The following is a 6929-nucleotide window of genomic DNA, read 5'->3' on the forward strand; positions in this document are numbered from 1 at the left end:
TCGCCTTCGCGTCTTGTCTCGCGAGTCGGCATTTGGCCGGCGCGCAGCATGACCTCCGCCGCGACGGCCTGCAGGCGATCGAAGGAGATCGGCTTGGTGAGATAATCGAGCGCGCCATCGCGCATCGCACTCACCGCGTCGGGAACCGAGCCATACGCCGTAAGCAGAATGACGGCGGTGGTGCTTGATGCGTCGCGCGCGGCGCGCATGACATCCATGCCGTTTCCGTCCGGCATCCGCATGTCGGTGATCACCAGATCGAAGCTCCGGTCCTGAAGGTTGCGAATTGCCTCGCGCACACCCGAGACCGCGTCTACGCGCCATCCGTGGCGAAGAAGGTTGGCTCGCAGGGCGGTGCGGATGCCCGGCTCATCGTCAACAACCATGACGGAAGGCTCTGCTACGTCTGTCATCATGCAGGAAACTCCAGGCAAAATCTGCTCCCTTTGTTTACTTGGCTCCAGACTCGAATGCACCCGGCATGAAGCCGCATTAGGCGCTCGCAGACGGCGAGACCGAGGCCGGGCGTCTCACCGGTTCCGCTGAACCCGGCTTCGAAGAGTTGCGCCTTCTGTTCTTCGGGTATTCCGCAGCCCGTGTCCCGCACCTCAACTGAGGCGATGGTCCCTGCAGGCCCGCGTTCCTGCCCGACCGAGACATCGATTCTTCCTTCTGCGGGCGTGTGGCGAATGGCGTTGCACACCAGGTTGAGGACCACTTGACGAATTCCGTCGGCATTGCCTTGCACCGTCAGCGGCTCCTGCGCGGGCTGGAAACCGAGATGAACGTTGGCTTGTTCAGCGACCGGGCGGACAAACTCCACCGCCTCTCGCACACATTCCGAAAGATCCAGCGGAGCGAAGCGGAGGTGGTTCTCCCCATTCATGCTGAGGACATTGTTTACGGTTCCCGAGAGAGTGCGGATGCCAGCGCGCAGATGGGCGATCCACTGGGAGGCAGCTCCCGGATCTTGGGCGATCAACTCGGCAAACAGTTCCAGGCTGGCTAATGGATTTCTAATTTCGTGGGCGAGAATGGATGAGATTTCTGCCAGGGCTGTGGCACGCCGGGCGGCTTCGCGCTCCCGCTCGGCCTCGTGTGTGGCTGTGATGTCGCGCAGAATCCAGATGCTCCGCAGTTGGGTGCCGCCCAGTTCCGGTTCCTGGGGAGAACAGGCTAGTTCGCGCCGGCCAATGGCCACCCAGCGGTCGCCGGCGGTGTTAGTAAGGCGCAGCTCCGTATCCTGTCCATCGCTCTGCGAAGCCGCCAATGCGGTGAAATCGATACGGCTGGCATTGGACAGCTGGCGTAAGTTCCTGACGCGATTGAGATTAACGCCAAGCAACCTGCGTCCTTCGGGGTTAATGGTGACGATCGCATCGCCGCTGTCGAGTACCAGAACGCCACAGGGAAGCGAGTCGATCATCTTCTCGAGCGCGGTGCGGATGCGGGAGTTCTCATCCAGGCTGCGGGTCAGGGCCGCATTGCGGTCCGCCAGCTCGCCGCTGAGATGCGCAACCTTCTGCTGGAGCCCGCGATAAGAAGCCTCCAACTGAGAGGAGGCGGAGATGAATTCCGAGAAAGCATCCGCCAGGAACTGGGGCCCGCGGAACTCGGGTGGCTGGAATTCCGGATTGTTGAGCAGTCGCGGGTCGGTCGCGCTGATTGGAACAGCATGAGAACTCGGCAGCATTTGCCTATCTCAGGTGCACGCGGCATGCCAAAACGGGCTCAGCTCCCGAAAAGGGAATCAAGGCTATAAAAGAATGTGCTCGAAAGTAATCTGGCCTTCCGACCCCGCCATAATTACGGCCCGCTCCAGTACGTTGCGCAGCTCACGGATATTGCCCGGCCAGGTGTGCTGGCTCAGGATGTCGATGGCGTCGGGGCTGAGCGAGACGCCGACGTGGTATTTCGCCATCATCGCCTGGATTAGTTCTTTGAGGTCTTCCATGCGTTCGCGCAGTGGCGCCAGATGAATGGGAAATACGGCAAGGCGGTAGTAGAGGTCTTCGCGGAACTGCTGGCCGGCGACAAGCTTCTTGAGATCGGCATTGGTGGCTGCGATCACTCGCACATCCACCTTGATGTTTTCGTTGCCGCCGAGCTTCTGCACTTCGCCCTGTTCGAGAAAGCGCAGCAACTTACTTTGCAACGTCAGCGGCATGTCTCCGATCTCGTCCAGGAACAGGGTTCCGGCGTGCGCGGAATGGATGCGGCCGACGCGGGACTGCACTGCGCCGGTGAAAGCTCCCTTGGTATATCCAAACAGCTCCGCTTCCAGGAGGGTTTCGGGGATGGCAGAGCAGTTTACGACGACGAACGGCTTATTTTTCCGCGGGCTGAGCTGGTGAATTTCCTGGGCAAGGACATCCTTGCCCGTACCGCTTTCGCCGGTGATGAGAACGGTGGTGTTGCGCACGGCCACCATGCGCGCGAATTTCCATACGCGGCTCATGGGTTCGGAGCGCCCGATCATGTTGCCTGAGCCGAGGCCGAGGCGTTCTCTTCCATCCCACGCGGACGAATCCGGCGTGGGCGTAAAGCCGCGGATTCGGACGGGGCTGCTGCTGTTGATCAATTCGACTAACCTCATTGCGCCCGGAGAAGGCAACCCCGAGGGGTTCAGCAACTGTCCAGTCTGATGATTGATGGTGAGGATGTGGGTATCTGGAAACCGGCCTCTCACGATGGCGCGAAATCCATCCGGTTCGAGGTCGGGCAGCATGGGATCGAGCAAGAGGACCGCATCACGGAGCATCAGTTTGCGCAGCAGTTCGAGCGCGCTTGCGCCGGTGCCAGCCTGATAGACTCTCCAGCGCTCGGGAGCGAGTTTCTCTTGCAGCGACTGCCTCAATTGAGCGTTCGGCGTCACGACCAGTACGCTGAACCGCCATTCATTTTCAACACCGGTGTACTGCACAACAGCAGAACTCATATTGTCCTGATCTCTACTTTGCCAAGATCTTTCGGGCCATGCCGCTGGGCTATTCACCTAACGGACACATCACCACGAATGGAGCGATCCGCAAAAGGCACCGCAGGATGTCGATACAAACCGGTTTAACTCAATCCATCTCCTTTCCGGCAACTTCAAAGAAAGCGGATCAATTCAGATTGCGAAATGTCTCGTTTGCAGTAAGGCAAGAATTCACAGTACCGAACTTTCCACCGCGGAAAACACGATCAAGCGCAGGGGGAGATCCCCAATGGCTTCGCTTCTTGAATCAGGTTTCCCGGAGTTCATAGCCGAAACCTCTAATGGTGCGAATGAGGCGCGGCTCACCTGGAAAATCTACTTTGTCGCGGACGTATTTAATGTATACGTCGACGATATTGGTCGACGGCTGATCCGGCATCTTCCAGACTTCATTAACGAGAGTGGCGCGCGAGACGGGCCGGCCGGCGTTCCTCATCATGAGGTCGAGGATGGCCAACTCGCGGGGTGTCAAGTCAATCCTCCGGCCATTCCTTTCCACGCGCCGTTCTTCGCGATTCATGACCAAGTCGCCCACCCGGGAACAGTTCGGCGCCGTGGCCCCATGGCGGCGCATGAGCGCGCGAACCCTGGCGAACAGTTCCGTCAGCGAGAGCGGTTTGGCAACACAATCGTCCGCTCCTGCTTCAAATGCGAGCACCTTGTCTTCGACCGAGTTGCGTGTTGTAAGCGCCAGGATGGGCAGCCGCGGGAACATGGGACGCAGACGGTGAAGGAGCGCGATTCCACGGCTTGGGGGTGAGCCGAGATCCAGCATGAGTAGGTCGTACCAGGTGTTGCCCTGCAAGAGCTCCAGCATCTGTTCGCATCCCGGGACCACCTCGGCCAAGAACCGGCTTTCTCGGAGTTCTTCGGCTAGGAAATTGGCGAGATCAAGGTCGTTCTCGACGATGAGCACGCGCCGGCCCCCGGTGCTGTTGAATTCCCAAGAACCGTTGCTCACTGCGGGCTGGAGATGCGCAGCGAGAGGGCTCGCTGCCGGAACAACTGGAGGCGGTAGGGAGGAATCGACCACACGAGAGCCCATTTCCATAGAAGACCCCGAAGAAAACCGGTATAGTCACCACAAAAGCCAATGTAATTGCGTTCAGTATACATTTATCTCTAATCAATGCGTTTACTCATTAGGTTCTCATGTGGGAAAATGAGACAGACCGATACATCCATTGGGGGATTGTCGAGTTGGCGAAGGGTGGAGATGCTGGGTGGAGCGCACTTTGGCCACCCGCTTGGCTGGGTTCGCGAGCAATTCTTATGCAGAAGTTTCATTACCGCAGTCCGCGCTATCCGGTCGACCTGCCGGTCCTCCTTATTCTGGAGGGCACGAGCATCGCCGGACGCTGCCGTGAGATCAGCAGTGACGGGATGAAGGTCGAATTCCTTCAGCCGGTCCTGCGGAACTGCTGTGGAACTCTCCGCATCGGGCGCGGAGATTCGTCGCTTGAAGTTCGCGCCCGGGTGGCGCGCACCGGCCGGGACAATGACGGTGTGAAATTCCTGTTTGAATCGGAGAGAGAGCGCAGGGCGCTGCAGCGGCTGGTCGCCTTAACCGCCCGGCCTACCGCGCCGCAGGCGGGCCCGATGCTGGTGTAGCTGCAGTCCCGGCAGGCAGTCTGGAGGGCGGGCTGGCATTCTGGCTGGTCACGCTGAGAGGCAGAGCCACCTCTGAAGCATTGGCCACCTGGTACTGCACGATCAACGTTACCCGACGATTCAGCGGATCCTGTGGTTTGAGTCCATCGCGCGGCTCGCGGTCGGCAAAACCTCTCACCTGCGCGATCTGATCCACCCTGACGCCTTCGGCGAGCATCAGGCGCCGGGCTTCGTTGGCTCGATCGGTTGAAAGGTCCCAGTTGTCGTACCCCCGCCGATTCGCGTACACCTTCGAGTCTGTGTGACCCTCGACAGAAATGTTATTCGGGAGCTTACCCAGTTCGGCTGAGAGCGCCCCGAGCAGGTCGCGGAGCGCCGGCCTCGGGACGGCGCTGCCTAATTCGAAAAAGGTCCCTTTGGGAGACTCGATCAGTTCGATCCGGAGGCCTTCCGACGTAATAGTAATTTCGATCTGGTTCTTGAACTTGTCGTGAGGATCGAGATGGTGGATAGACCGGAGCAGATCCTCTTTCAGCTTGGTCATGTCCTGTTTGCGTATCGGCACATACATATCGCTTCCGACCTGATTCGTGCCGACACGCCTTGAGGTGCCCCGCGGATCCTTAAAGTATCCCCCCACCGCTTCCTGAACCTGCTTGCTGGCGTTCATTAGCCATAGAACAATGAACAAGGCCATCATCGCGGTCACGAAATCGGCATATGCAACCTTCCACGCGCCTCCGTGGTGGACCGCGTGCTTGTTTGATTTTTTAATGATGATGATTGGGGGATGGGTTTGCATCGGAGTATCCTTTCGGCAGACTACGCCGCGGTCGATTCCGCTGAGCTTTCGCGATGGCGAGAGGCCTTCTCGAACTCCTGGAAAGAAGGACGGACGTGTTCCGGAACGGCCCGTCGCGCGACTTCCACCGCCACGCTCGGAGGCATTCCCTTCAAATAAGAAAGCATCACCACCCGCAGAACGTGATAGTACGCGTGCTCGTCATCGATCAGTTTGGTGAGAACCGAGGCGAGGGGCCCTACCACTCCATAACAAAGCAGGATTCCCAGGAACGTTCCCACCAGCGCCGCCGCCACCTTGCGGCCGATCTCTTCCGGGGGGCCGCCGAGGGCGCTCATGGTAATCACCACGCCGAGCACCGCGGCTACAATGCCCATACCCGGCAAAGCGTCGGCCATGGTGGCCAGTGCGATCGCGGGCTGGCTGGCCGAAGCGTGATGCACATCCATATCCAGTTCCATCATCTGGTCCAGATCGAAGGGGGTTGCGCCGCCGGTGATGGCCATCCGCATTGTGTCGCACACAAAATCGCGGGCGTGATGGTCTTTTAGGAATTCCGGGTATTTCGAGAGCACCGAACTTTTCTCAGGCTCTTCAATATCGGATTCGAGCTCAACCATGCCGCCTTTGCGGGCCTTGTTGAAGAGCTGGAGCATCATTTTGAGCGAGTCCAGGTAGCGCTCTTTGGAATATTTCGATCCTTTGAGAACCCGAAGAAGGCTGCTCACGGTTCTTTGCAATATGTGCAACGGATTACCGGCGATAAATGTTCCAAGCGCGGCGCCACCAATAATAAGGATCTCCGATGGTTGAACGAGCACCACGAGCGGCCCTTTCTCAAGGAGAAACCCACACAGAACTGCGGCGAACACAAGAACAATGCCGATGATCGAGAACATTTTCTGCTTTTCCCCCCGGAATGCGCATGATACTGCTGCCATTTCTTATGGGCAGTGTCGAAGGCGGGCCAATGATTTTCTGCTTCGATAAGCTATCGGCATCCAGACGCCGCGATTTCATCGGTATTGCTCGAAAGTGGGATGGGCGAAAGAGGAGCGGTCGGCACGGGGTTCCGGGCGGGATCTCAGGGAAGCCATAACCGAAGTAATCGGACAGTTTCAGGATTGCTGTGTCGGAATGCGCCGTTACCGACTGGCGCCATCTGCGATTTTAGAGATGCCATGTTCTCGATGGAACCGCCCGGGACTCAACGCAGTGGACCCTCTCGTTTTGAATCTCCTGGAAAACCGACTGTTTGTCACTGTCAATCCCGGGAAGCTATGGGAGTTCGAGCATGCGCAGAAAATCAAGTTGCTGGGCGTTCTCAACTCCTTCCGCCAGCGCGTCCAGGTGCAGAGCCCGAGCCATGTTCAGGATGGTTCTGGTAATCGCCGCATCATCTGGATTCCTGGTCACCTCGCGTACGATCGGTGGATCGGTCTTGAGACGATTGGCTTTGAACTGCCGCAGATCATTGAAGCGGGAGGAGTCGCTTCTAACGTCATCGATGGTCAGCCTGACGCCGCCCTTGCGCAG

The 6929-nt window shown here is 58.6% G+C and carries 8 protein-coding genes; 1 reads left to right on the forward strand and 7 read right to left on the reverse strand.

Translation table 11 applies throughout. From position 1 onward, the window contains the following. The 4 genes from VMU57_RS11555 to VMU57_RS11570 form a co-directional block, all read right to left on the reverse strand. A partial coding sequence (locus VMU57_RS11555) for a response regulator (protein WP_325383520.1) occupies positions 1-416 on the reverse strand: 416 nt, incomplete at its 3' end. Next, positions 413-1693, reverse strand: a complete 1281-nt coding sequence (locus VMU57_RS11560; RefSeq protein WP_325383522.1) for a sensor histidine kinase — start codon at positions 1691-1693, stop codon at positions 413-415. The genes VMU57_RS11555 and VMU57_RS11560, both read right to left, overlap by 4 nt. A 63-nt stretch (positions 1694-1756) precedes the next feature. Next, entirely contained in the window at positions 1757-2938 is a 1182-nt protein-coding gene (locus tag VMU57_RS11565; RefSeq protein WP_325383524.1) for a sigma-54 dependent transcriptional regulator, read from the reverse strand. Between the two features lie 289 nt (positions 2939-3227). After that, a complete protein-coding gene (locus VMU57_RS11570; RefSeq protein WP_325383526.1) occupies positions 3228-4031 on the reverse strand; it encodes a response regulator transcription factor in 804 nt (267 codons plus the stop codon). Between the two features lie 221 nt (positions 4032-4252). Between VMU57_RS11570 and VMU57_RS11575 the strand changes: the two genes are divergently transcribed. Then, complete coding sequence (locus tag VMU57_RS11575; protein WP_325383528.1) at positions 4253-4591, forward strand: PilZ domain-containing protein; 339 nt, start codon at positions 4253-4255, stop codon at positions 4589-4591. On the opposite strand, the gene VMU57_RS11580 is transcribed toward VMU57_RS11575, so the two are convergent. The 3 genes from VMU57_RS11580 to VMU57_RS11590 all read right to left on the reverse strand — a co-directional run. Further along, positions 4557-5393: a flagellar motor protein MotB gene (locus tag VMU57_RS11580; protein ID WP_325383530.1), complete on the reverse strand. Its 837-nt coding sequence runs from the start codon at positions 5391-5393 to the stop codon at positions 4557-4559. The two genes, VMU57_RS11575 and VMU57_RS11580, sit on opposite strands and share 35 nt — an antisense overlap. A 20-nt stretch (positions 5394-5413) precedes the next feature. Next, on the reverse strand, positions 5414-6292 hold the full coding sequence (gene motA / locus VMU57_RS11585; protein WP_325383532.1) for a flagellar motor stator protein MotA: 879 nt from the start codon (positions 6290-6292) through the stop codon (positions 5414-5416). Positions 6293-6671: 379 nt separating this feature from the next. Next, a partial coding sequence (locus VMU57_RS11590; RefSeq protein WP_325383534.1) for an EAL domain-containing protein occupies positions 6672-6929 on the reverse strand: 258 nt, incomplete at its 5' end.

The sequence above is a fragment of the Edaphobacter sp. genome (assembly GCF_035532915.1).
Lineage (GTDB): Bacteria > Acidobacteriota > Terriglobia > Terriglobales > Acidobacteriaceae > Edaphobacter.

Excerpts from the sequence above, each read along its gene's own strand:
- VMU57_RS11560 (WP_325383522.1), bottom strand. The coding sequence starts at position 1,693 with ATGCTGCCGAGTTCTCATGCTGTTCCAATCAGCGCGACCGACCCGCGA.
- VMU57_RS11565 (WP_325383524.1), bottom strand. The coding sequence starts at position 2,938 with ATGAGTTCTGCTGTTGTGCAGTACACCGGTGTTGAAAATGAATGGCGG.
- VMU57_RS11570 (WP_325383526.1), bottom strand. The coding sequence starts at position 4,031 with ATGGAAATGGGCTCTCGTGTGGTCGATTCCTCCCTACCGCCTCCAGTT.
- VMU57_RS11575 (WP_325383528.1), top strand. The coding sequence starts at position 4,253 with ATGCAGAAGTTTCATTACCGCAGTCCGCGCTATCCGGTCGACCTGCCG.
- VMU57_RS11580 (WP_325383530.1), bottom strand. The coding sequence starts at position 5,393 with ATGCAAACCCATCCCCCAATCATCATCATTAAAAAATCAAACAAGCAC.
- motA (WP_325383532.1), bottom strand. The coding sequence starts at position 6,292 with ATGTTCTCGATCATCGGCATTGTTCTTGTGTTCGCCGCAGTTCTGTGT.